Origin of the sequence: Shewanella psychropiezotolerans (assembly GCF_007197555.1) — a bacterium.
In the GTDB taxonomy this organism is placed as follows: domain Bacteria; phylum Pseudomonadota; class Gammaproteobacteria; order Enterobacterales; family Shewanellaceae; genus Shewanella; species Shewanella psychropiezotolerans.
The window spans coordinates 3,549,356-3,573,376 of the sequence record NZ_CP041614.1; the positions used below are offsets into that span (position 1 = coordinate 3,549,356).

Here is a 24,021-nt window from a genome sequence, read left to right on the forward strand (position 1 = left end):
ACTAAGTAAAATTATTGCCCCATAAGATTAAAAGTTAACCTCAGGGTTCGATCAGATTTCAGGCTTAGAACTGAGTTAACGTCGGGCGGATCTGAGATTCTTGATAGAATTCATCATGTGCGACGCAGTTAGCAGCAAAGGATTAAGATCGTAAAATTTAAACGGATCTATGCCTTATCAGGCGAGTATTGGAGGACGGTAAAGCGAAGAGGGATATTGATTAAGGGTTGTCATCTTGAACACACTCATCTTAAGTAGAGGATGTGTTGTTATATCTAATTCAGGCAGTGCCATGGTTAAAGCCACTGAGAAACAAGAGCCCATAGCGCAATTACATACGCTCTTACAGCAATCTTGATGCTCATCGTTTGTCATGGTGTGAGACATACCGGAATGTGCCGAATCAGGGTCTTGCATCGAATCCTGGCTCATCTCCATCGTATCTTGAGACATGGAGTTTTGAGACATGGTACTTGTAGACATGTCCATGGACATAGAGTAAGGCATGATCACAGACGCATATGCCTGACCGACAAATGTCAGTAGCATCAACATCAAGATGACTCCTTTACCTATATTCAAGATGACCTCAACTAGAAAACGATTAACTTTTCTAGCATAACCTAGGGCGTGTCGTTTTTAAACCCAATTTTAAATGTTCTAGCTGTTCATGATACTCAATACGGGTATTTTTAATCTAATATTTTCATCAAGGTTAGGATCTATATTCAGGTGGAATGTATATTTACTTAAGTAAAAACACAGGCAAGCACTCAGTTTTACAAACAAGATAATCAATCAGCCAGCCACACCAGCAACAATTGTTAAACCACTGAACTTTAGAGAAATAATTTCATTTATGAGTTATAATTGTCGCCTTTTTAAGTATATATTGCTGACCTCTGGGCAGCTAACGTTTTATTGAAGAATCACAATTGAAAAATCTAGTTACAGTTTCATTCTCAACAATTAATGGCTCAAGACATTTCAGGCTAGATAAACGATCACAAAGAGGGATACGTTGGGCTTTTTTATGCTTTATTTTCGTCAGCATATTTATCCTGATGGCCTTAGTTTACCTGTCTGAGACTGCTATTGATGCCAAGATGAAACAAGCCTCTTTGCAAATTCAATCTATCGAATTATCAGAGGACCTGGATGTTTTGATGAAGTTGAAGGAGCAACTCGAACAAGACCTGACAATGCGAGAATCTCATCTGCTACAAGTCTCTAATCGACTCGGCGATCTGGAGCATATGTTAGGTGTTACGATAAAAGATGAGCCCGGATTACAGAGTAGGCTAGATACTGCCGCTATTACATCAGCAGTGAGGATCGCTTTACTACAAGAATTGCCTAATGGTGCTCCGGTTAAAAATGCCAGAATTTCTTCTAACTTTGGCACGCGTACTCACCCAATTACAGGTAAGAAACGCAGTCACAATGGAATTGATTATGCGGTCAATACTGGATCGCCAGTTCATGCAACCGCTGATGGTGTTGTAGAAGTGGTTCGTCCGAGTAATACGGGGTCTGGCAACTTCCTTCGTTTGCAACATTCATTTGGGATAAGCAGCTCTTATTCACATTTACAAAAATTTAATGTCTCAGCGGGAGCCTTTATCAAAAAAGGCGATTTAATTGCCTATTCGGGAAATACCGGCTTATCCTCCGGACCGCATTTACACTATGAAGTGCGCTTTGTTGGACGGCCAAAAAACCCAAGGAACTTTGTTGAATGGGATCTGGAAAACTTTGACTCTCTCTTTGAAAAACAAAAAGGTATACGATGGGATTACTTAGTAAAAACAGTCGAGCAAAGGGTGAGCTCACAACTACAACTGTCATCGCAAAAGGCTGCCATATCGCCGGCGAGCTGAGGTTATCCGGCCATATTCAAATTGACGGATTTATCGAAGGAAAAATGAATACACAGCAAACAATTATCGTCAGTAATGAAGGTAGAGTAAAAGGCGAACTGTGGGCAGACAAACTCATCGTCAGCGGTCTAGTAGAAGGCAATTGCTATGCTGATACCATACAAATTTTGGCTAATGGTAAAATCAGTGGAAAAATTTACAGTGATAATTTGAGCATAGAGCTTGGGGATGCTTCCTGGGAGAAACCCAATTAAGTATTAAAGATCTGGTTATTGAACATAACACTCCAAATGTTGAAACCTTAAAAACCGCATAATCCCTCGCTATTTTGTAGTGAGTAACAGCAAAAAATAGACTAAATGTTGGCCATTTTCTTAACTTATTATGAGTAATTCCTATAGGTGAAATGGCTAACAATACCTTCTTTAAACATAGATCCTTGTAAACCACGTCAAACACTGTTCCCCATTTTAATCAGAAACCTTACAGTTATACCGATTTGGTATTAATGAAAAAGCATCAGTTAGTCGTTTTAATCATGGCTTTCATTGGACATCTAAATTCAATCACATAAAATGGTTTCACCTATTTGAATCCGCTTCATTGCAGCTAATTCTTGAAGGTATATAAACTCTAGTCTTCTATTTTATATAGCTTATTCAAACTCTTCTTTAGGAATTGTCATGCTCTATCTTGTTCAGTCTAATCGAATGGAAGCACTCTCGGCGCAACTAGCCGAGGAGTTACGAACTCCCATTCCCGGTATGCCTGTGTTAATGCCTGAGCATGTGCTAGTCCAAAGTCCGGGGATGTCGACCTGGCTTAGACTGGAAGTTGCCAAGAAGAACAAGATAGCCGCGGCGCTGGAGTTTCCCCTGCCTTCGAGCTTCATCTGGCAACTCTGCCACATATTATTGCCCGACGTGCCTAAGGAAAATGCCTTCACGAAACCTGCCATGACCTGGAAATTGATGGAGTTATTGCCAGATCTATTGGCGATTCAAGAGTTCGCCCCACTAAATAACTACCTTACATCTGGGCAAGACCAGCCAGAACAAGACAATCCACTGAAACTATTTCAGCTATGCGGCCAGATAGCCGATATCTTCGATCAATATCTAGTGTACCGTCCGGATTGGATTGCAGCCTGGGAGGCCAATGAACCCACACTCCCGCCAAAGGGTGATAAATTATCCCAGGCTCAGGCCTGGCAGCCGATATTATGGCGGGCCCTGATTAAGTTTAATAACCAAGATCTTGGCAAGAGCCAATACCACAGGGCAAACCTGCATCAATCCTTGTTCGATGCCCTGGACAACCCCGACACCTCACTCGAAGGGCTGCCAAGACGTTTATTCGTGTTCGGAATATCCTCCATGGCGCCGCAAACATTGGATGTACTCTATCACCTGGCCAAACGCATCGATGTGATCATGCTGAACTTGAGTCCCTGTCAGCATTATTGGGGCGATATTGTCGATCCGCGGCTGCGTGCCCGCATGGCGCTGGAATATGCCGATAAACACAAACTTGAGCAAGACTGGGAAGATAAACTCGAGGTGGGTAATCCATTGCTGGCCAATAATGGCAAGATGGGCCGTGAGCTACTGGATCTGATCCTCGAGCTTCCTGAAGAACACGCCAACTTTAACTTCGAGTGTTACCAAGACCCAGGTGTCGATAATCTACTCAGCGGCATTCAACATGACATTCTAGAACTCAGTACCCGAGATAGAAGCTTAGGCCCCGATGCCTCCTTGTACCTGACGCTCGATGGACGGCGCACTCTGGCTAAAACCGATGACTCCTTAACCCTTCGCAGCTGCCACAGCCCGCTACGGGAAATTGAGACCTTGCATGACCATCTGCTCGACATGCTCTCCCGAGCACCAGATGATCCCGATGAGCCATTGCTTGCCAGAGATATCGTTATCATGTTGCCCGATGTCGCCGCTTATGCCCCCTATATTGACGCCGTGTTTTCGGCGAAACATGGCGCGCATTTTATCCCTTACGCCATTGCAGACAGAGGTGCGGCCCAGGAATCACCGCTGATCAACAGTTTCTTACATATTTTGTCCATCAACCAGAGTCGCTTTGGTTTAACCGACATCTTAGGCATTTTAGAAGTCCCGGCCGTGCTCAGGCGTTTCGACTTAGATGATGAGGCACTGACCTTAATTCGTCACTGGCTCGAGCAAGCCGGAGTGCGTTGGGGGCGTGATGAAACCAGCCGCGCCGCTCAGTCTCTGCCGGCATTCGATAAAAACTCTTGGGCTTTTGGCATCAAGCGTCTCATCTTGGGCTACGCCTTCAGTGATGATGCCCCACTCTACCAAGACACCTTACTGGTAAAGGGAATCGAGGGTCAATCTGCCCAGGCCCTGGGCAAGTTACTCAACTTTATTGAGACCTTAGATGACTATCAAAAGGTGCTCGGACAAACCTGCTCAATAGAAGATCGCATGGGGCAACTCGCCCAACTTGTTGATGATTTTTATGAGGTCGACGATGAGGAGTTACCTCAATTACAAGCCATACGCGAAGCGATAAACAAATTAAAAACGGAGCTGATCGAAGCCGGACAGGTGACGCCGCTCAATACCCAAGTGCTGCAGAATTGGTTTAATAGCACCTTGAGTGAATCCCGCGTCGGCCAAAGATACTTGGCCGGTAGCGTCAATTTCTGCACCCTGATGCCCATGCGCTCCATTCCTTTTAAAGTGGTGTGTCTCGTCGGCATGAATGATGGCGTCTACCCTAGAGTTCAGCACCCGGTAGGCTTCGACCTTGTGGCTCAGTTTGGACCACGAAAAGGCGATCGCTCCCGCCGCCTGGATGACAGATACCTGTTTCTCGAGGCGATTCTCTCGGCCAGAGAGCAGCTCTACATCAGTTATATCGGCCACAGCGAACGGGACAATTCTGAACGCATTCCCTCTATGCTAGTGTCTGAGTTAGTGGAGTACTGTCAGCTCTGTTATCTGCCAGCAGCCTTTGAACTAGAAGGCCTTAAACCAAAAGATCTTGAGCCAGATGCATTCAATCAAGGATCTGCTGATAAGCCTGATATCCCCGCCATAGAGAAGGCCATCCACCAGCAATTGTTGACCGAGCAACCCCTGCAACCTTTCGATGAGCGTCTCTATCTAAGCCAAGCGCGAGAAGAGGCTGCAGATCATCGACTAAAGCAGAGTTACTCGGCGCAGTGGTGTCCGAGTCAAACGAATGATGGGGTTAAGCAGGAAAAACGCTTTATCGATGCTGGACTCAAGATAACCCAAACCATTGAAGCCAACCAGTTGGCAGATGTATTAGTTGATAATGAGCTTGAAGTCTCCGCCCTTATCCGTTTCTTCAGAAACCCGGCACAGTACTTCTTCAATCGGACCCTCAAGGTCGATTTAAGCCTGAATATTCAGGCCGACGATAACGATGAGCCATTTAGCCTCAATCCTCTTGAGCGCTACAAGCTTCAGGCAAGCCTGCTGGACAACGCCATATCTCAGAAACTAGAGGCCCCGGATGAGGTGCTACTGCAGCGATTAAAGGCCAGCGGCGAGTTGCCGCTTCAGCCCTTCGATGATCTCTTGCTCAATCAATACCTGCATGACATTCAGCCTTTAATTGGCCGCGCCGTCTATCTTCAGGGGGATAACCAGCGCTCCATGGATATAGCACTTAACTTCACCCAAGCCGATGGTTTAAATGAACCGATGAACTTAGTCGGACGCATCGATGACCTCTGCGCCAAAGGCCTGGTGAACTACCGCCCTGGCACCGCTAATGGACGAGACCTTATCCGCCTCTACATCAGACATCTGTGTATTTGCGCCATGGGCTCAAATAAAGCGACTAACAAGCTGCCACACATTAGCTACCTGTTAGATATTGGTCATTTCCATGCTTTTCATCCCGTGGCACATGAGCAAGCTAAGGCTCAACTTAGCCTGTGGTTAGCTTACTTCCAGTCGGGACAGGTTCACCCCTTGATGTTTATGCCGAGAACCGCACTCGCCTATGTTGAAGCCGAAGGCGATCATCAAGACAAATTACTCGAAGCTCAGAGTCAGTGGCTCGATGAGCAGAGTCAATTAGGTGAAGCCATGGAGCCTCACTATCAGCGCTTGTTTAGTTTCCCTGATGATTTTACAGAACAAGAGTTCGGACACATAGCCATGACATTACTCAGCCCCATGCTTAGCCTGTATCACAAAGACAAACTCGGTGAGCTGGCCAGCTTCGTCGAAGGCGGAACCAACTCAAGCCAAGGAGAGAAGTAATGCCATCAACTCCTTCAACAACGAGTCCGACTATCCCGGTTATAGAGCCTAAGCAGTCTCAGCCCTTAGATACCCTCACCTTGCCATTCGGTGGCAGTCGTCTGATAGAAGCCAGTGCGGGCACTGGCAAAACCTATACCATAGCTGGTCTGTATGTGCGCCTGTTACTCGGTCACGGCATCGACAGACCCCTCACCTGTGAGCAGATATTGGTCGTCACCTTCACCAATGCGGCCACCGGCGAGCTCAGGGATCGTATTCGCAACAAGATCCAACTGGCCTACCGCCACTTTATCGGCATAGATACCGGTGATGAACTGCTCGCGTCTCTGCACGGCGCCACGCCAGAATCGATGCGTCCCTTGGCCCTTAAACGTCTGGACTTGGCACTCAAGTCTCTGGATGAAGCCTCAATTTTTACCATCCATGGATTCTGTCAGCGAATTTTGGCCGACATGGCTTTTGAGTCATCTCTGCTGTTCGAATCAGAATTTACGCTGGATGACAGCGAGTTTCTGCACCATGCAGTGCGCGATTTTTGGCGTGAACACTGTTATCCGCTACCTGAATACCTTGCGGAGATCATTCAGAAAAAGTTTGCCGACCCCGACGCCCTGTCTAAACAACTTAGACCTCTGCTAGGTGCGAGTCAGGCCAATGCTCATCCACAGCCCGAGGACTTTACCAAGCTCCAGGGCACGCTCACACAGAGCATGAGCCGACTCAAGCTCATCTGGCCCAGAGAACGTGAAACTATAGAAACCTTACTGCATTCGCTGCCCCTCAATGGCGTACGTTTCGGTAAGAAGCCTGATGCTTACCCCAAATTGGCCATCATGCTCGATGCCATGGACAACTGGTGTAAGTTCAGTACCAGCCTGCCACCGTTGAAGGTGATGGAGAGTCTTTCCCTGAGCGGGCTAAAACTCAATAAAGGCGGCGAAGTCCCGACCCCGGAACAAGCCCCAGTGCTGGATCATATCGAGCGGCTGTGTTTACTCATCAAAGATTTCATTCCAAGCTTCCTCTATTGTGCCAGAGACGGCATATCGAAACGTTTTTCATTGCAAAAGTCTGAGCGTAACTTGATGACGCCCGATGACCTCTTGCTCACTCTGGAGCAAGCCCTGCGGCCGGACACTGGTGATATTAATGAAAACAGCAATAGCTTGGCTAACCTGATAGCCAAGCGTTTTCCCGTGGCCCTCATCGATGAGTTTCAAGATACCGATCCCCTGCAGTTCGCCATCTTTAACCGGATCTATCAACAAGGATGGACCTCAAAATCAGACCATAACACCGATAATAGCGCTGATAATAGCCAGAGTAAGCCAACATCCAAAGGTGTGAGTCTCTTGATGATTGGCGATCCCAAACAGGCCATTTATGCCTTCAGGGGGGCCGATATTCACACCTATATTCAGGCCCGAGAGCAAACCGAGCAGCACTATAGCTTAGGCACCAACTACCGCTCTAGCCGCAACATGGTCTTGTCGGTCAACGCCCTGTTTGAGAATCGAGACGATCCTTTTATCAATGAGGCGATTGTGTTCGAGTCGGTGCAGCCGTCCCCCTTCGCCGATAAGAAAATATTCGTCGAACAAAATAGAGACACCTCGGCGCTGAAAATAAAGCTGCTGAGCGAAGACCCGGATAAGGGACTCAACAAAGCCAGCGCCAGAAAGTGTTTAGCCGAAGACGCCGCTGCCGAAATAACAAGGTTGCTGACGGAATCTCAACAGGGTCAATGCAGCATCAGTGGTAAGGCGCTCAAAGCCCAAGATATCGCCGTGCTGGTGCGTGATAGAAACGAAGCTGGGGTAATACGTGAGTCATTATCTCAGCGCCATATTGGCTCGGTATTCTTAAGCCGCGACAGCGTATTTAATACCTTAGAAGCCCGGGAATTGGCTTTGGTGTTACACGCCTTAGCCACGCCTAAAGATGAGCGAGCATTGCGCTCAGCCCTAGCCACCTCCTTACTGGGTTATGACGCCGTAGCAATTCATGGATTCAACCAAGATGAAATGATTAGGCAAGACTTGCTGGAACAATTTGATAATCTGCATCAACATTGGTTGAGGCGCGGGATCATGCCCGCCCTGCTCAGTCTGGCCAATGAGACTCAGCTTATCGAGCGCCTACTCCAAGGCGAAGATGGCGAGCGACGTCTGACCGATTTCAGGCACTTAGCCGAACTGTTACAACAAAAGGCTACCGAGCTGGACGGTATTAGCGCCCTGGTTAACTGGTACGAGCAAGCCCTTATCGCCAACAATGGCAACGAAGAGGCACAGCTCAGGCTCGCGAGTGAACAGAACCTAGTGCAAATCGTCACCATACATAAGAGTAAGGGACTCGAGTATCCCGTCTGCTTCATCCCCTTTGTCAGTCTGGCCCGGGATAATCGCCGTAAGCCAGCCCCCATGCTTTACCATGATAACAACCGGCTTATATGGGACATAGAGCAAACAGATGAAGGCTGGGAGCGTCATAAACGGGAAAACTTAGCCGAAGATCTGCGCTTGTTATATGTCGCCATCACGCGGCCGGTTTATCAATGCTATCTCTATATCGCCAACCATAGCCGCTTCACCAAAAAAGCCGGGATCACCAGTCAACTCCACGAGACCGGCATTGGCTACCTGCTGGGAATAGAAGATAAAGCCTGTGATTTTTCTCGCATTCAAACCCAGGCCCAAGCGTTAATCTGTGATGCCATCAGTGTCAGTGAAGTTGAAGCTGATGTCTCGACGCAATCCTTGGTCAGAGTCACAGATAAAAAGCTTACCTTAGCCCCCAGAAAGCTTAAACGTAAACGCTATACCCCATGGCGAGTGGGCAGTTACTCTGGGTTAGTCAAAGACTTGCCCCATGAGCGTGTTGCCCCCGGCGCCGATGATGAAAGTTTCCCCGAGCTTGAGATAATACAGGATGAAGTCGACTCGACTCCTTCTCGATTTACCTTCGAGCGTGGTGCCAATGCCGGTAGCTTTATGCACTTAGTGCTTGAGCTGATTGATTTCACCTTGGCCGAGGCTGAATTGCCAGTACAGCTGCCCGTCGCCATGGAGAAATATGGCATCGATGAGTCTTGGTTTAGCATGCTCAATACTTGGTATCTGGATATTCTCGATGCGCCCCTGACCCAAGATGGCTCACTGACACTCGCTCAGCTGACCCCGAGTCAAAAGTTGGTGGAGATGGAGTTTTATCTGCCCATTGATCAGCTTAAAGCGGATGAGCTCAATGAGCTGCTCGAAGGTTATGGCTACAGCGCCGGACTCAATTTTGAATCCCTCAAGGGGATGCTTAAAGGCTTTATCGATCTGACCTTCGAGCATAAAGGACAATTTTTTATCGCCGATTACAAATCGAACCATCTGGGTGATGAGTTTTCTCATTATGGTGTTGACGCTATGGCTGGCGCCATTCGTAGCCACAGATACGACTTGCAGTACATCATCTATACCTTAGCCCTGCACAGATACTTAAATTTGAGAATGACCCACTACGATTATGACCAGCACATTGGTGGCAGTTATTACCTCTTCCTGCGTGGCATGTCGGTGGATTCACCACTGTCAGGGATCTTCTATGATAAGCCGCCTAAAGCACTTATCCAGGCCCTAGACGCACTATTTGACAGTAAACAAACACCACCTATGGATGATATGGCGCACAAAAAAGCGGTACAGGCGGCAATAGATAATGATCAGATGGGGCTTAAGTTATGATCCAGTCAAAGCAATCCATAAAAGCCCTGCTTAAATCATGGGAAACCGAGCGACTCATCACCCCACTGGATCGTCATTTTGCACTCGAGCTAGCTGAGTTTCATCGACAACAGCTTGACCAGCACAACGAGTCTCACAATGAGTTATTTCTACTCATATGTGCCCTGCTCAGTCATCAGCTTTCCCAGCAGCACACCTGTTTGCCCATAGAGCAGATATCGCTAAATAACCCCATGAATGAGCAAGAACCCCAGTGCCGCATCACCTGCAGTCACGATGAACTCATGACGTTATTGAGTCAGTTCAGTGCGATTGGGGTGCCTCAAGATAGTGTCCCTCAAAATAGCCTGCAGGAGAGTAGTTCGACGCCTCTGGTATTAGATCAAGGCTCCCTCTATCTGCAGCGCTATTATCAATTTGAGACTCAGGTAGCAGACAAACTTAGATACCTTGCCCAAGATGAGGTCCAAGGGCTACCCACTGCGACGCAGGAGACCTTGAACATACTGTTTCCCCACAATCTCCCAAAAAATGCGGCCACTGAGTCCCCTGTGTATGATTGGCAGAAGATAGCCACGGCCACCGCCTTCACCAAACGCCTGGCAGTAATAACCGGCGGGCCGGGCACGGGAAAAACTACCACAGTCACCAAACTCCTGTTTCTAATGACCCAAAAAGCCGACTTGACCATCAAGCTGGTCGCCCCAACTGGTAAGGCAGCCGCCAGACTCAGTGAATCAATCAAGGCCTCTAAGGTACGATTAAAATCTGAACTGGCCCCCTTCGCCGACAAAATCGATATCAATAGCTTAAGCCGGGTTCCCGAGGAAGCATCGACCCTGCACAGATTACTCGGCGTGATCCCCAACTCGCCTCAATTTCGCCACCACAAGGATAATCCTCTCAGGTTGGATCTGTTAGTAGTCGATGAAGCCTCCATGGTCGACCTGCCCATGATGCACAAGTTACTGTCGGCCTTACCTAGCCATGCCAGGCTCATCTTGCTGGGCGATCAGGATCAGCTGGCCTCAGTCGAAGCTGGTGCCGTACTCGCCGATATCTGCGCCGGGCTCAAAGCTGACAAGAGCCAATCGGAAAAATGGCAGATGCGTTACTCGGCTGCCTATGCCCAACGTTTATCTCAGCTAACAGGTCATGATTTAAGTGGCTTCATCAGCGCATCCCCAGGCATAGGTGACAGTTTATGTATGTTGATGCACAGCCATAGATTTAAGGGCGACGCGGGGATCGGCCAGTTAGCAGGTGCCGTCAATAATTCAGATAAGTCACGCATCATGGAGGTGTGGCAATCAGGATACGATGAGCTGCATTGGATTGAGCATCAAAAGACAAGCACAGGAAATGCTGGACTCGAGCAGTTATTGACTCAGTCTGTGAGTCACTACAGTGCGTATCTGGAAATGGCTAAAGACCCGCAAAGTGATCCTCTTGATATCATAGAGTGTTACAACGAGTTCCGAATATTGTGCGCCATGCGCGCGGGCGAATACGGCGTCGATGGCATCAATCAAGGAGTCAAAGACGCCTTGAAACAGGCCAAATTAATCTCGCCGGAACACGAGTTCTACCCGGGACGCCCCGTCATCATACAGAGCAATGATTATAACTTAGGCCTGTTTAACGGTGATATCGGCCTCATCTTACCCGATAGCGCCCACCAACAAGCGACCGGCGCAGTCCCTCGCCTGATGGCTCACTTTATCCAAGCCGATGGCAGCATCTTAAAGGTACTCCCCGCTCGCCTGCCGAGCCACGATACTTGTTTTGCCATGACGGTACATAAGAGCCAAGGCAGTGAGTTTAGCAAGGTCGCCATGGTGCTCCCCCTCTGGCCCAGCCAGGCGCAGAAACAGCTACTCACCAAGGAGCTGGTGTATACGGCCATCACCCGAGCCAAGCATCAGTTTACCTGTCTGGGGAGTCAAACCGTCTTCGAGCAGGCTAGCCTACAGGCAACCAAGCGCTCATCTGGACTGGCGAGGCGACTATGGAACTAGACAATATGCAAATGAACAATAGCCGCAAACCAACACTCTATTACGTCTACGATCCTATGTGCAGTTGGTGCTGGGGCTATGCCCCAACCTGGAATAAGCTCAGGGCAGCGCTAAAAGAGTCAGGAATAAGCGTCGAATATCGTCTTGGCGGTCTGGCCCCTGATTCAGACCTGCCTATGCCTGAAGAGATGAAAGCCTTTCTCGAGCAGACCTGGCATAAGATAGCGGTTGAGCTTGGCACCGAGTTTAATTTCGACTTCTGGCGCCAATGCCAGCCTAGGCGCTCGACCTATCCGGCGTGCCGCGCCGCCTTGATCGCACGGGAGCAAGGTCTAGAACAAGCCATGCTTGATGGCATTCAGCAGGCCTACTACTTGAAAGCCATGAACCCATCGGATCTCACCACCCTAATATCAATTGCCGCATCCATAAACTTAGACCCCAAAGAGTTTGCCCAGCAACTGAGCAGCGAGACGATAAACCATAACTTGATGACAGAAATCCACCAAGTTCAGGCACTGCCCATTCAAGGCTTTCCCTCTTTAGTGCTGGAACACAATGGCAGCCTTAGCCCGATACCAATTGATTATCTGGATTATCAAACCAGCTATCGACACTTAATAAACAGCTTAAACAACGACTTAAATAAAATGTAATAAGTTTATCTCAGCGTAACTTAAGGCCTGACTCCTGTTTGTTGATCACCGTTTTGAGCTGGTTATAAGCCAGCACCAGAGTCTCTGGCTTCATCTGAGCCAGCAGGTTACCTGTGATCACTAAACTCAAACCTAAGCTCGAACCTAAGCTCGAATACACAGACCAATGGTCATCTTCAAACAGGCTCGACACAGCTAAGGCGACGATGGGCGTGATCAACATAAGATAATAAAGATGTGCCTGTCCTATCTTTTTCAAACCAATTTATTGGATTAAGGGCATACAAGGATAGGAAATTGAAGCTGTTGAAACACCATTAGCGAGCAGCTATTTCGTCACTGAAAAAATTAGTTAGGGATCCACAAGCATGCTATTAAATTCGTGGGGATCCCTCTTGCTCTGACCCAAATTATTTTAGCTGTACTTAGGCGAATAAGTCTGCTTGAGAATCAACTTGATTTTTATTAAATTTATATCTTTTACCTTGAAGTGTTTCAAATTCTTCTCCACCGTCAATTTTTCTTATGACAGTTGAAACAGAGTGACCTGTAATTTGTAGTTCACCAGTTTCGTCAAGCTTTTGATGAATTAGCAATACACACTCAATTGTGGTGCCATGCTTAAAGCTAATGATTTCATCAAGCACATCAGCATTAAAATCTTTATCATTCATCGAAAATGAAATAGGTTCTTTATTGTAAACACCCTTCCACTTATACCGGCCCTCTTTTAAGACTGGTGCGACAATTTCGATTAAAGCTTCTTCGATCACTATAGGGGGGAGATTATGCGAATGGATGATAAAGTTTTTAAAATTTCAGCGTAAAACCATACGCTCATTTTCTACGGGGGCGTTATTCTGATCGAGAGCAGAGAAGCCTATTTTATCAATTTTATTATAATGATTAAGTTTCTTATAAAAGTTGGACTTTCTTGTAACTATTTTAAGATTAGTCTCTAAAGCTGCTGCGACTTCCCTAACGGTTTTTTCGCTAACATCTTCAATTTTTAATTCTGTTTTTAATTTTTGAATTCTTAGCTTTTTTTCTTCAATGCTTAATCTTAAATTCTGTTTTTGTAAATCAGCTAATTCAGGATCGCCCATAGGGATTCTTGAGGTAACAATGGCAATAACTGAAATAAGTAAAGAAACTTGAACCCCATTTTTCCCTATGACCTTCCAAATTTCTTTCAAGCCACCTTCACGGTATGCTTCTGACTCTAACTGAATTGAGAAATTTAGCTCTTTAGCAATTTCAATAGCAATTGCTAAAAATTCAGCTTCACAATGGTTACGTATTAATGCGTTCATCGAATGAGATGAGTCATTAAAATAATAATGTAACTCAAGTTTCTTCGCTGATAAATTCATTATATTCAATCCGTTGGTTATTTTTACTATTATGACTGACCACTTGGGTATGATGCAAATACTTGTACAGCTAACACCTGCAAGCACAGGCGAGTGACGCAGGATCCAGCACAGCTTGCTGTGCGGTTGTGCCTTGCTTTGTTATAGGGAATAACTAAAACACCCATTGTTAAATCTAACTGATTGGGTGTCTTTGGGGAAAGGCTTTCGTTGCAAAGCGTGAAAAATAGGGGGGAATTGATATGAATCAATTGCTTGAGCAGTTCTCTCTGCTTTTCTTCTTTTCTGCAAAGAGTGAGTGCTGCTAGCTTATCTTCATCCCTGAATGGCTACTATCAACCTCTTAACTTAAGAAGTTGAGTCTCACCTGCATTTCCCTAACTGCACCCACAATAACCTACTTTTATTGTGGGTTTCAATATACAGGCCGTTATTTTATTGAAAAATATAGTTTTTAGCGGATGCGAATAACTATTAGCTAGCTCTATAAGTCTGTGTCATTGATCAATAAATATTAAAGCAAGAATGACAAATGGCACAACCTTGGGCGCAAGCCTTTCATCCATAATTAGATAAGTTTTTGTATATCAAAACTCTATTAATCAAGAATTGATGAAATCATCTGTCAACTCATTTGGGAAGGTACGGTTTAGATTGATCACTCTGAACCGTACCTAGACATGGACGTATCAGCAGCATTCCACTGACACGTACCTAGACATATAAAGCGACCTGATTAATTTTTATTGATCCGCGCCATAAATAGCGCATCGACATATTTCCCATTTTTAAAAGCGTAATTTTTACTTGTTCCTTCAATTTCAAATCCGAATTTTTTATAAAGACTCACTGCAGCTTTGTTGTCGACATAAACCTCTAGCTCCACCCTAGTAACATTTAACCAGTTATCGGTTAGATCCAAGGCCGTCTTTAAAAGTTTTGAGCCAACTCCTATACCTATATGTAAGCTTGATACGCCCATTCCAAATGTGGCCACATGTTTCCGCCTTGGCCTATCCATAACAACCAAGGATATTTGACCAATAATTTCATCATCTTTCACAGCTACCAAATTGATGTTGTTATCTGAGCTGCTGGCTAGACGTTGTGCCCATAAATCGTCAGATTGATAAGGCAGCTGTAATGTGTCGCTATAAGCGTGTTCCTGCTCATAAATTGATTTTATTCCTTGTAAGTCGGACAACTGACTATGCCTAATTATCATTACTGTACCATATTCAATATTAGTGAAATCAATGAGGTGAATTTTCATTACGCGTAAGTTCTGTAGGAAGATCACCGTTTATTTAACACTTTTGATTAAACGTTAACTACTAGCTAATGGCAAGGGCTTATCCGCAAGGATTGAAGTGTTATAAAAAGTCTGGCCATTCTATTGGATCTGGCATTACATTTTTGAGGCAAAATACAGCCAGCTTTACCTTATAGATATAAATATTAAACTCATTTTTGGGTGCTTTCGTGTTAGCGACTTCAACAAGTTAGCTTTAATCGAAGAGAAAACTTATCTTGTAAATCATCCAGTGTAGATGCGGCTACGAGCTTCCAAATCAGGGATGATTTGGTAGAGCTTCCAGGAACTGACTCGCAGAACCTTCTCATAATAAAGAGTGCACATTAGCGAGCCGCAGGTTATAAGTGACAATGAAGGTACGACCTTCAATCACCTACCAAATACCAATATAACCTCGACCCAACAACAAAAAATGTAATCAGCCTTCATTCAAGGCTTTCCCTCTTTGGTACTGCAACATAATGGTAATCTGACTTCTATCCCACTTGATTACCTGAATTGGCAGACGAGCTATCGACAATTAATCAATGGCTTAAACAAAATAAAATCAGTTCATCTCAGCGAGATTTAAGGCCTGACTCCTGTTTGTTTATCGCCGTTTTTAGCTTGTTATAAGCCTGTGTCAAAGTTCCTGGCTTCATCTGAGCCAGCAGGTTACCAGATATCACTAAGCTCAAACCTAAGGTCGAATACACAGACCAGTGGTAATCTTCAAACAGGCTCGACACGGCTAAGGCGACGATAGGCGTGATCAGCATCAGATAAGCCGCCTGATTCGCACCTAGCCTGTCCACCAAGTTCAAGTAAACCGTAAAACCAATTACCGATGCAGGCACTGCCAGGTATGCCAGACCCGTTAAATATTCCAGCCTCATATCGATGTCGAAACTGATACCTTTGAACAGGATGATGCCAAGTAACGCGATACAGCCATACACCATGGCATAACTGGTGGCGGTATAAGCCTGTATTTGATTACGCTTATTTTGAATGCTGATCATATTGCCCATAGAGAAACACCAGGTGCCCATTAGTGCATACATTAAGCCGTACAAGACCTCAATGGACCAATTAGCCCCCAATAGATCGTGACCAAACAAGAGACATATGCCAGCCAAGCCGACACTCACTCCTAACCAGAAATTACCCTTGGTCTCTATGCCATAAATCCACTTACCGTGAATAGCGTTGAAAATGGGTGCGGTGGCCATAACCACTGCGGTCAAACCACTGGCGATATAGTGCGTCGACTGATAAAACGCCAGAAAATTAGCACAAAACAGGCAGACCCCCTGCAGGGCAAAGAAGAGATGATGACGAGCAGAGGTGGGTTGCAACTTTTTAAACATTACGCCTATGATAAACATCAAGCTGGCCGCAATCGCAAAACGATAGAGGATAGAGACCTCAGTAGGTACGTCTCCCTGTTGAGATGTTATGGCTATCCAGGAGAAGCCCCACACAAATATCATCAGCAGATATAATAGCGCCGTCATCATTATTCCTTATCTAAGTTAAGGGATCATTATCAGGCTTGATGCAGCGATTATCTGTCACGATTTTAGCGAATTTATCACGATATTGCGGTTTATTGCCGGCTAAATTTGAGTTCAAAGACACCTTAGGTGTTTAATGATAAAGAGAGTCAATTTTAAATGGCAGCAGCGTACAGAGCAGAGATCCACAATGCATAAACCTGAATACATGAATAAGCACATCAGCTTCGAGGCATCCTCTAAGCTCTGCTTTCGTCAACAGAAGATAACCGAGCAGCTAGGCTGGGCTCATTATCAGAATGCACAAGAGCGCTTATTCTACGTGAACGATAGCCAACACACCCTCAGCATGTATCTGTCCGGCGGCTATGAAACCCACAGAACCGATATTCAATCTGACTACGGTGCGCCGGGTCGCTTCTGCTTAATGCCCGAGGGCAGTGAAAGTCGCTGGCAACTAGGAACGCCACAACAATTTATGCATCTGTATTTCGATGACAGCCATTTAAAACAGCTAGCCATTAGGGTATTCGACAAGGACCCACGTATGATCTCCCTACCCGAGCTCACTTTTTTCCGCCATCCCGGACTGGAAGCCTTGTTTCGATATCAAATGGCCGACAGCAACTGGTCGACGGACAATCATCTCGCCATGGCGCAAATCACTGATACCATCTTGATATCTATGCTGCAGTCCAGCGGATTGACCAGGCAGGTTAAAACCATCAAGGGAGGACTTTCCCCCAAGATGGCAAATCGAGTCAGCGACTACATGCAGGCTAACTTTCATCGTCAGATATTGTTGCAAGAGTTGGCAGAACTGGCACAATTGAGTGAATATCACTTCTGCCGCATGTTTAAACTGAGCTTTGCCCGCACACCTCAGGAATACCTGACCTATGTGCGGACTGAGCAGGTTAAACACCTCTTGAACACCTCCGAATTGACCTTAGCCCAAATATCACTTCAATGTGGCTTCTCTAATCAGAGTCATATGGGACGTAACTTTAAAAAATTGGTCGGCATTACGCCCAAGGTATTTCAGGGGGCTTAAGCAAAACGTCTAGATGCACTGACTCTTGACTAACGGCTAGGGCTAGTTTGTGCTGAATGATGTTTAAGTGTCTAAACTCTGTTAGCAAACCTCCCTATCGCTTTTCTGATAAGACCTGTTCATCGATCGAATAGAGACACCGCGCCAAACCGCCATGACAGGAAAGTTCCTGTAGTTTAGTTTTTTCTTCGGGAAACCATTTCTGAATCACGGCTAAAATTTCATCAGACATTGCCGTTACATTCACCTTTCCCGTTACAACTCCGCTCGAAACTTGTATTTGCAGTTTATTATTGATATCCAAAACAGCCTTCCTATAGTGATTAACTAAGGCCAAATTATCCAAGTATGACCCGGATAAAAAGCCAATCAACATGTTAATGCGACCTAAGCGGTCACCTGCTTTAATACCCTTTATAAATAGCTCGACTCAGCATAGAAAATCACCACTTAGTGCAGAAGTTTGGCGTCAGTGGTTGCAATAAATAACCATAGCGTCATAGTGAGCCTGCAATCGATAAAACTGTCAGGATACGGAGAGATAATGAGCCAAACGAATCTACTGTTAATATGTGGCGGCGGCGGGGATGAACACGCAATCTCACTGATGTCAGCCAAATTTTTTGAGACATCACTGGCCAAACTTGCCCATATAAACGTATTAAAAGTCGAGCTTGATGCTCAGGGCCATTATCGAACTGAAGAAGGTGAACTCTGTGAACTGACCAATCGTAAACAGATACGTTTCGATGATGTCAGTAAGCCATCTTGGCCGGTAGATTACGTCATTCCCTGTATTCACGGTTATCCGGGAGAAACGGGTGACATTCAGTCCTATTTCGAACTGATCAACCTGCCCTATTTCGGTTGCGATTCAGAAGCGAGCCGTAATTGTTTCAATAAGGTCACCGCCAAGATGTGGTTCTCGGCGCTGGGGATCCCTAATACCCCCTATATTTTTCTCAATGACTTCAATGATGACGCTATCACTCAGGCCGAGCAGGCCTTAACCTCTTGGGGCTCGATATTCATCAAGGCCGCGTCACAAGGATCCTCAGTAGGTTGTTACCGTGTAGACAACCAAGAAGAGCTAACTGAGTCATTGAAACAAGCTTTCAGCTTTTCGCCCTATGTCATCGTCGAGAAGACCATTGAAGCCAGGGAGCTGGAAGTGGCCGTATATGAGAAGGATGGCGAGATTATCGCGACTCAGCCTGGTGAGATCATCTGCGCGACAAATACTTTTTATACTTTCGATGAAAAGTACGCCGAGAACAGTCAAGCTGAAACCAAGGTGGTTGCCGATATCAGTGAGAGTGTGAGCCTGGAAATCCGTGAATATGCAGTCAAGGTATTTAAGGGAATGAAACTCAGTCATCTGTCACGTATCGACTTCTTTCTCACCCAGGACAATGAAATTCTCCTCAATGAAATTAATACCTTTCCTGGGCTCACGCCCATCTCCATGTTCCCCAAGATGTTACAACACCACGGTGACGATTTCAGTGATTATCTCAACTGCAACATAATGCAGCAACTCAGTAAGAAAGCCTGATTACTCATTCCGGCCACATAAATCTTGTGGCCGGAATACCTGTGGACTGAGTATTAAGCGATAAACCCTATATTTAGTCCTATATTTCCACGCCATATTCGAGATAGAGTTCACTCATGTAGCCATCACGGTACATGCTGGTCAATGCCTGCTCCAGTTTTAATTTTGTCTCCAAAGACATCTCACGATTGCAGGCCATTGCCCGCAATGAGGTGTAGAAGATGAGCTCGGGGCGCCGAAGTTAATCGCCTGCTTCTGCATCTGCTCTTGAGCACTGATCAATTCTGCGGCCCAAAGTTCTATCCTGGCACGCTTAAGCTTACGTAAATTTTGTGCACTCACAGATGCAAGGTCTACATTGAAACCAAGATCCGTGAGGTATTCACCTATGCCGCTACCCAGGAAACTCCCTATGGTGTAGGGCTTAGCATCGCTAAGTGTAGTCAAGGGGATGACGACATCATTTCGGCTATAGAGGCCATAGCGAGATACCAGCACAGGACTTATCCAATGAAAACTCGCTTCCCTCTCCTGACTTCGACCAACGGGTAGCACGCAGTATCCCGGCATCCTTTCCGTGGTGATGATGGCTCGTTTGAGTGGAATAAACTTGAGTTCATATTGCAGGTCGGTGCGAGAAAATAACTCCTTGAGCATATCCACCAACAACCCTTTATGCGTCTTACCGACCTTTAAGGCGAAGGGAGACTCTTCATAGGTGAGGATCTGCAAAGTTTCAGCCTTTAAAGCTGAAACACTAAGGGAGATAATAATGACCGTACTAGCTAAAAGACGATAAACAGCGTTATTGCCACACATGAATAGCCTCCTCATATTGAAGGGTTCTTCCCTTGGGCTGTTCGGTGATCGCTTGCTTAGGTGCCCCCGCTTTTTCAAGCCAGTAATCACGTGTAGACTTAGGATTTAACTTAGGCTCACAGCTCATCTCCTTACTGTCGGCAATCAATGCTAATCGCTCATCGACTGCGGCGGCAAAATTATCCATGCCTTTCTGGGTGGTCACCTTGCCCTCGATGATCCGTGAAATGTATTGCCACCAATAGTTAGCCAGACCAGGGTAATCTGGGACATTAGTTCCCGTTGGCGTCCATACATCTCGGCCTCGGCTACGATAAAATTCCACTAAACCACCGAGATAAGGGGCGCGTTGTGTCATCACCTCCGATTCGATATCCGATCTCCTGATGGGCGTCAGCCCCACTAAGGTCTTCTTGAGGGAGACGGTTTTAGACACTACAAACTGAGCGTAGAGCCAGGCCGCCTGTTGGCGTTTCAGAGGCGTAGATTTAAGTAAAGTCCATGAGCCGGCATCCTGATAACCTGATTTCATTCCTGTTTGCCAATACTTGCCTACAGGCGATGGAGCCACGCGCCATTTAGGGGTACCATCTTGATTAACCACAGGTAAGCCAGGTTTAGTCAGATCGGCAACAAATGCCGTATACCAGAAGATCTGCTGAGCGATCAATCCTTTTCCTGGCCACTCTCCGGCCTGAGTAAAGTTCAGGTGAATCGACTCTTCTGGTGCGAATCGGTTTAACCAGTAGATAAATTTATCCACCGCATAGGCCGCCGCCGGACCGTTTAACGCGCCGCCTCGCTCGACGCTGGCACCTACCGGGTGACATCCTTCTACGCGTATCCCCACTCATCGACAGGTAAACCATTGGGTAAGCCTTTATCCCCCACTCCCGCCATGGACAGCCAGGCATCGGACATACGCCAACCCAGAGAGGGATCCGTTTTAGCATAATCCATATGACCATAAATACGTTTGCCGTCGATCTCTTTAATATCTTCACTGAAGAACTCGGCAATATCTTCATAGGCCTGCCAATTTTGCGGCACACCGAGTTCATAACCGTAGCGAGATTTGAATCGCTTCTTAAAGTCCTTGCGGTTGAACCAATCGTGTCGATACCAATAAAGATTAGCGAACTGCTGATCCGGTAGCTGGTACAAGTGACCGTCAGGACCTGTGGTAAATTTAAGTCCGATAAAATCTTGTAAATCTAACGTAGGTAAGGTGACACTCTCTCCCTCAAATTGCATAAAATCTGACAGGGAAACCACGGCATTGGATCTAAAATGAGTCCCTATCAGATCACTGTCGTTGATATAAGCATCATAGAGATTTTGCCGGGTCATGATCTGAGCCGACAATTTCTTGATCACATCATCTTCACCAGTTAATTCATGTACCACATGGATACCTGTGATCTCATAAAAAGCCTTAGCCAATGTACTGGCTTCATACCAATGAGTCGCGATTCGCTCGGACACCACACGGATCTTCATGCCGGAGAAGGGTTGACTGGCCGAGGTAAACCAGGCCATCTCTTGCATCTGCTCGTCTAAGGTCAATGTCGATGGCTGAAACTCATTGTTTACCCAATGCTTTGCAGCATTTAATTTAGGATCAAACTCCGCGGTAACCGTGAAACTGATAAACACTAAGAAAATAAATAATACTAAGAGTAAATAATGTTTATTAGGATGTATCACTCGTCCTCTCCAATCATCTAATCATGTCAAACTCAGCCCTCTATAACTATGGCTGAGGCGCTATGTTTGTGCCAATCACCACCTTGTTTTTCGGATAAAATAACCTGAAGTAAAGCCAGGCAGCACAGAAGATTAAAAAGTGAGTATATGAGCCAAGTTGGGCTAAATGTTTATCTAGCCCCTTAATTTACTGACTAAAATTAATTACACTAAGCTAAGAGCAAGCATTTCGTTTATTTGAAAATATTTAACCCTTTAATGGCGGTAGCCGATTGAAAAACTTTGACTTTAACTTACTCACGGTACTTGAAGTATTACTCGAAGAGCAAAGCGTCACCGCCGCGGCGACGCGTCTACACCTGAGTCAGTCGGCGGTGAGCAAACAGCTTTCTAAGCTCAGAGAAACCTTCGACGATAAACTGTTTGAGCGCACCGCCTATGGCCTGAGGCCGACGCCTAAGGCCAAACAACTGGCACCGGAATTGAGGCGAGTCCTCAACCAGGTCGAACAATTAACCAGACCCAGCGAGTTTGATCCCTCCATGAGTCGAAGAAAATTTCGTATAGAACTGGTTGAGACAGCATACTCACTCACTTACCCCTACTTTATGCCGGAACTACTCAAACAGGCACCGAATGTCAGCATAGACAGTCAAACCTGGCACAGCCAGAGCATGGATAAATTATTGCGCTGTGAAACCGATATGGGGATAGCCTGCCGAGAATGGGATGAACGCTCGCTTTTACACATAAGGAACTTACCCGAAGAGCTAAATTATATCGAGCTGACTCGCGATCATTCAGTCTGTCTGGTAAGAAAAGACCACCCCTTGCTAAAAGAAGTGTGGAATTTAGATACGTTTCTCAAGTATCGTCACCTTCAGGTGACCTTTGGCGGCATCGCCCAATGGCTGTTAGACGATGTGCTGCAGATACAGCACCTGAAACGAGATATCGCCATTAATCTAACCGACTTTAACAGTGCCATGCAGCTCTGTGAAAAGAGCGATCTGATTCTTTGCTCCCCCGCCAAATATGCCAAAGAGATGTTAGGACATTATCAGTTAATCACACTGCCTGTGCCCACTAAACTTGTGCCAGGTACCTACGCCTTACTTTGGCACAGGCATTTCGACTTAGACCCGAGCCATCGCTGGCTTAGAGAGATGATCATTGAATCGGTGCAGCAGGCTCACCCAGTCTAGGGCACTAGGCTCAGGGAAACTAGGCATACTTTATGATCTGGCGGTAAGTCCATCCTTGTTCAAAGTAGAAGTGCAACGCATAAAAAAGCCTGACTTTAATATTAAAGCCAGGCTTTTAGGTTTTATTGCATCTTCTATTGTTAAATACCAATCGGTATAAGTCGCCTTGCTCTTGGCCGACTAGAACATGCCTCTTTACTTATCTGCTGTTTTTGAGAGGACCCAAATAGAGGCAACTGCAACGACAGAAAAACCACCTAGTATAATGACCGGTATGGCGCTGTAGCCAAGAACATGCCATATAACATTCTCTAATGTACTCATAATGGCTCCTTAATTCCAACCTTCAACTTTGTGCATATCTGGCAATCTATGGGCGATACCTTTATGGCAATCCACACAGGTCTTTTCACCACTGGCAAGCGCAGTAGAGTGCTGCCTGACGCTGCGTGGGCTCTGCTCGGAGAAGTCCATAAATTCAAAGTTATGACAGTTACGACACTCTAAAGAGTCGTTCTTTTTCATTCTTGCCCACTCCCTTTCGGCTAAATGAGCTCGTCGTTCTTTGAACCTCTCTGGTGTATTAATGGTTTTAGTAACAAAAAACGCAAACAGCTCTTTAGAAGCCTGAACTTTACGTATAATTTTATCCGTCCAAGCATGAGGTACGTGACAATCTGAACAGATAGCACGAACACCAGAGCGGTTAGCGTAGTGAATAGTCTCTCGAATTTCCGCCACAATCGGTGCGTGACATCCAGAGCAAAACTCTTCAGTGTTTGTCGCTTCCATACCTGTGTTAAATGCCCCCAGAACATGAGTCCACCGGCAAAGCCCATAAATAGAACGATACCTACGGCGGCTTTACTGGGCCGCCTCAATATGGTCCAGAAGCCTTTTAAGGCGTTAATAATCCATTTCAT

Annotated in this window: 18 protein-coding genes and 2 pseudogenes; 9 read left to right on the plus strand and 11 right to left on the minus strand. The window is 46.0% G+C overall.

Annotated elements, in window-relative coordinates:
* Positions 1-177: 177 nt before the first annotated feature.
* Positions 178-582: a CopL family metal-binding regulatory protein gene (locus FM037_RS15765; protein ID WP_144046761.1), complete on the minus strand. Its 405-nt coding sequence runs from the start codon at positions 580-582 to the stop codon at positions 178-180.
* A gap of 353 nt (positions 583-935) precedes the next feature.
* On the opposite strand from FM037_RS15765, the gene FM037_RS15770 reads away from it, so the two are divergent.
* The 6 genes from FM037_RS15770 to FM037_RS15795 all read left to right on the plus strand — a co-directional run bounded on the left by FM037_RS15770 (position 936) and on the right by FM037_RS15795 (position 12,574).
* Positions 936-1,880, plus strand: coding sequence for a M23 family metallopeptidase (locus tag FM037_RS15770; RefSeq protein ID WP_144046762.1), 945 nt, complete (start codon positions 936-938; stop codon positions 1,878-1,880).
* Positions 1,790-2,134 carry a bactofilin family protein gene (locus FM037_RS15775; RefSeq protein WP_144046763.1) on the plus strand — a complete coding sequence of 115 codons (345 nt, stop codon included), beginning with the start codon at positions 1,790-1,792 and terminating at the stop codon, positions 2,132-2,134. Before FM037_RS15770 ends, FM037_RS15775 begins: the two co-directional genes overlap by 91 nt.
* A 429-nt stretch (positions 2,135-2,563) precedes the next feature.
* Positions 2,564-6,163: an exodeoxyribonuclease V subunit gamma gene (gene recC / locus FM037_RS15780; RefSeq protein WP_144046764.1), complete on the plus strand. Its 3,600-nt coding sequence runs from the start codon at positions 2,564-2,566 to the stop codon at positions 6,161-6,163.
* Entirely contained in the window at positions 6,163-9,900 is a 3,738-nt protein-coding gene (recB, locus tag FM037_RS15785; protein ID WP_229380908.1) for an exodeoxyribonuclease V subunit beta, read from the plus strand. The genes recC and recB overlap by 1 nt, the downstream gene beginning before the upstream one ends.
* The gene (gene recD / locus FM037_RS15790) at positions 9,897-11,918 is read left to right on the plus strand and encodes an exodeoxyribonuclease V subunit alpha (protein WP_144046765.1); all 2,022 of its coding nucleotides are present in this window, start codon (positions 9,897-9,899) and stop codon (positions 11,916-11,918) included. Before recB ends, recD begins: the two co-directional genes overlap by 4 nt.
* A 5-nt stretch (positions 11,919-11,923) precedes the next feature.
* On the plus strand, positions 11,924-12,574 hold the full coding sequence (locus FM037_RS15795) for a DsbA family protein (protein WP_407695601.1): 651 nt from the start codon (positions 11,924-11,926) through the stop codon (positions 12,572-12,574).
* Positions 12,575-12,584: 10 nt separating this feature from the next.
* Here the strand turns inward: FM037_RS15795 and FM037_RS15800 are convergent, their stop codons facing one another.
* The 5 genes from FM037_RS15800 to FM037_RS15815 all read right to left on the minus strand — a co-directional run bounded on the left by FM037_RS15800 (position 12,585) and on the right by FM037_RS15815 (position 16,758).
* On the minus strand, positions 12,585-12,833 hold the full coding sequence (locus FM037_RS15800; protein ID WP_185976836.1) for a hypothetical protein: 249 nt from the start codon (positions 12,831-12,833) through the stop codon (positions 12,585-12,587).
* A gap of 166 nt (positions 12,834-12,999) precedes the next feature.
* The gene (locus tag FM037_RS28830; protein ID WP_221937419.1) at positions 13,000-13,347 is read right to left on the minus strand and encodes a hypothetical protein; all 348 of its coding nucleotides are present in this window, start codon (positions 13,345-13,347) and stop codon (positions 13,000-13,002) included.
* 45 nt (positions 13,348-13,392) lie between these two features.
* Positions 13,393-13,947: a hypothetical protein gene (locus FM037_RS28835; RefSeq protein WP_221937420.1), complete on the minus strand. Its 555-nt coding sequence runs from the start codon at positions 13,945-13,947 to the stop codon at positions 13,393-13,395.
* Positions 13,948-14,683: 736 nt separating this feature from the next.
* Entirely contained in the window at positions 14,684-15,220 is a 537-nt protein-coding gene (locus FM037_RS15810) for a GNAT family N-acetyltransferase (RefSeq protein ID WP_227992897.1), read from the minus strand.
* Positions 15,221-15,819: 599 nt separating this feature from the next.
* On the minus strand, positions 15,820-16,758 hold the full coding sequence (locus FM037_RS15815; protein ID WP_144048989.1) for a DMT family transporter: 939 nt from the start codon (positions 16,756-16,758) through the stop codon (positions 15,820-15,822).
* Positions 16,759-16,948: 190 nt separating this feature from the next.
* Between FM037_RS15815 and FM037_RS15820 the strand changes: the two genes are divergently transcribed.
* Positions 16,949-17,812: a helix-turn-helix domain-containing protein gene (locus tag FM037_RS15820; RefSeq protein ID WP_144048990.1), complete on the plus strand. Its 864-nt coding sequence runs from the start codon at positions 16,949-16,951 to the stop codon at positions 17,810-17,812.
* A gap of 94 nt (positions 17,813-17,906) precedes the next feature.
* Here FM037_RS15820 and FM037_RS15825 read toward each other — a convergent pair whose 3' ends face one another.
* Complete coding sequence (locus FM037_RS15825; RefSeq protein ID WP_144046767.1) at positions 17,907-18,116, minus strand: hypothetical protein; 210 nt, start codon at positions 18,114-18,116, stop codon at positions 17,907-17,909.
* A 240-nt stretch (positions 18,117-18,356) separates the two neighbouring features.
* On the opposite strand from FM037_RS15825, the gene FM037_RS15830 reads away from it, so the two are divergent.
* Positions 18,357-19,367: a D-alanine--D-alanine ligase gene (locus tag FM037_RS15830; protein WP_144046768.1), complete on the plus strand. Its 1,011-nt coding sequence runs from the start codon at positions 18,357-18,359 to the stop codon at positions 19,365-19,367.
* 159 nt (positions 19,368-19,526) lie between these two features.
* Here the strand turns inward: FM037_RS15830 and FM037_RS15835 are convergent, their stop codons facing one another.
* Together FM037_RS15835 and FM037_RS15840 are read right to left on the minus strand one after the other, a co-directional pair.
* Positions 19,527-20,186 (minus strand): substrate-binding periplasmic protein, encoded by a 660-nt coding sequence (locus FM037_RS15835; protein WP_229380909.1) that lies wholly within the window; start codon positions 20,184-20,186, stop codon positions 19,527-19,529.
* Positions 20,173-21,893, minus strand: a pseudogene (locus tag FM037_RS15840) (ABC transporter substrate-binding protein). The gene FM037_RS15835 and the pseudogene FM037_RS15840 overlap by 14 nt, the downstream one beginning before the upstream one ends.
* Before the next feature lie 272 nt (positions 21,894-22,165).
* Here FM037_RS15840 and FM037_RS15845 point away from each other — a divergent pair.
* Entirely contained in the window at positions 22,166-23,098 is a 933-nt protein-coding gene (locus tag FM037_RS15845) for a LysR family transcriptional regulator (RefSeq protein WP_144046769.1), read from the plus strand.
* Between the two features lie 195 nt (positions 23,099-23,293).
* Here FM037_RS15845 and FM037_RS15850 read toward each other — a convergent pair whose 3' ends face one another.
* Together FM037_RS15850 and FM037_RS15855 are read right to left on the minus strand one after the other, a co-directional pair.
* Positions 23,294-23,422, minus strand: coding sequence for a TIGR02808 family protein (locus FM037_RS15850; protein WP_144046770.1), 129 nt, complete (start codon positions 23,420-23,422; stop codon positions 23,294-23,296).
* Positions 23,423-23,431: 9 nt separating this feature from the next.
* Positions 23,432-24,021 (minus strand): annotated as a pseudogene (locus FM037_RS15855) (NapC/NirT family cytochrome c).

Bases quoted from the DNA above. Each gene is read 5' to 3' on its own strand.
- recD (WP_144046765.1), top strand. From the start codon at position 9,897: ATGATCCAGTCAAAGCAATCCATAAAAGCCCTGCTTAAATCATGGGAA.
- FM037_RS15830 (WP_144046768.1), top strand. From the start codon at position 18,357: ATGAGCCAAACGAATCTACTGTTAATATGTGGCGGCGGCGGGGATGAA.
- FM037_RS15815 (WP_144048989.1), bottom strand. From the start codon at position 16,758: ATGACGGCGCTATTATATCTGCTGATGATATTTGTGTGGGGCTTCTCC.
- FM037_RS15775 (WP_144046763.1), top strand. From the start codon at position 1,790: ATGGGATTACTTAGTAAAAACAGTCGAGCAAAGGGTGAGCTCACAACT.
- recC (WP_144046764.1), top strand. From the start codon at position 2,564: ATGCTCTATCTTGTTCAGTCTAATCGAATGGAAGCACTCTCGGCGCAA.
- recB (WP_229380908.1), top strand. From the start codon at position 6,163: ATGCCATCAACTCCTTCAACAACGAGTCCGACTATCCCGGTTATAGAG.
- FM037_RS15820 (WP_144048990.1), top strand. From the start codon at position 16,949: ATGCATAAACCTGAATACATGAATAAGCACATCAGCTTCGAGGCATCC.
- FM037_RS15850 (WP_144046770.1), bottom strand. From the start codon at position 23,422: ATGAGTACATTAGAGAATGTTATATGGCATGTTCTTGGCTACAGCGCC.
- FM037_RS15835 (WP_229380909.1), bottom strand. From the start codon at position 20,186: ATGTGTGGCAATAACGCTGTTTATCGTCTTTTAGCTAGTACGGTCATT.
- FM037_RS15795 (WP_407695601.1), top strand. From the start codon at position 11,924: ATGCAAATGAACAATAGCCGCAAACCAACACTCTATTACGTCTACGAT.
- FM037_RS28835 (WP_221937420.1), bottom strand. From the start codon at position 13,947: ATGAATTTATCAGCGAAGAAACTTGAGTTACATTATTATTTTAATGAC.
- FM037_RS15810 (WP_227992897.1), bottom strand. From the start codon at position 15,220: ATGAAAATTCACCTCATTGATTTCACTAATATTGAATATGGTACAGTA.